The sequence below is a fragment of the Streptomyces sp. ActVer genome, from assembly GCF_027270795.1.
Classification (GTDB): domain Bacteria; phylum Actinomycetota; class Actinomycetes; order Streptomycetales; family Streptomycetaceae; genus Streptomyces; species Streptomyces umbrinus_A.
The window spans coordinates 1-1,004 of sequence record NZ_JAPWHT010000941.1 but is presented as its reverse complement, the minus strand read 5'-3'; the positions used below and the strand labels follow the sequence as shown (position 1 = coordinate 1,004).

At 77.3% G+C, this 1,004-nt stretch carries 1 pseudogene; it reads left to right on the top strand.

The features are described from left to right. A pseudogene (locus O3Q52_RS53495) lies at positions 1–1,004 on the top strand (hypothetical protein); the annotation flags it as partial.

Here is a 1,004-nt window from a genome sequence, read left to right as displayed (position 1 = left end):
GGGCATGACGATCGCGGGAGCGCGGCCCGCGACACCGAGGCCGCCAACTGGGCCGGTCTCGCCCTGCGCCTCGCACCGCACACGCCCGCCGTCGACACGGTCCGCCATCTGGTGCTCAGCGGCATGGCGACGAGCGGCCTGGCTGGACAGACGGCCCGGGCCCTCGCGGCGCTGGACCGGCTGCCCGATCCCGCCGTGGCGTCGCCCGCGCAGTTGCAGGACCTGATGGGGCGCGGCACGCTGCGGACGGTCACCGGCGATCTCACCGGCGCCCTGCGGGACCTCACCGGGGTGCTCGCGGCCGGCAGGACGCACACGGCACCCTTCCGTATGACGGCGGCCGGTGCGCTCGCCGCGGCCGAGTACCGGGCGGGCCACTGGGACGCCGCGCTCGGCCACTGCGAGCCGGCCCTGTCGCTCACCGACGACGGCGGTCAGTCGTACGCCGCCCTGTACTGCCGGATGCTCGCGACCCTCACCCACGCCGCCCGCGGCTCCTTGGCCGAGGCCCGGGAGCAGTTGCGCCGGATGACCGGGGGAACGGGGACCGGGGCGGGCGCGGGGGTGGGACCGGGAACGGCGGGGCCGGGCGGCACCGGTCCGACCGTGTGGACGGCGCTCGCCGAGGCCCACCTGGCACGAGCCCTCGGCCGGCCCGAGGACGTCGTGGCCGCGCTGGAACCGCTGCTTCCACCGGACGCCGAGGGCCGGGGCCGCGCCGGCCGTGGCGGAGGCAGCGGCGGAGAGGGAGACCACATGAACCCCCTCGCCTCCCTCGCCCCCCTCTCCCCTCTTGCTCACCTGGATCCCCTGGACCCTCTCGGTCACCTCGACGAGCCGGGTGCCGTGCCGTGGCCGGATCTTCTGGCCGACGCGTGGACCGAACTCGGGGAGCATCACCGGGCCGCACGGCTCCTCGGCAGGTACGAGGCACTCGCCCTGCGACGCGACCGCGCGGGCGCGCTGATGCGGGCCGCCCGGAGCCGGGGCACCCTGGCGGCCGC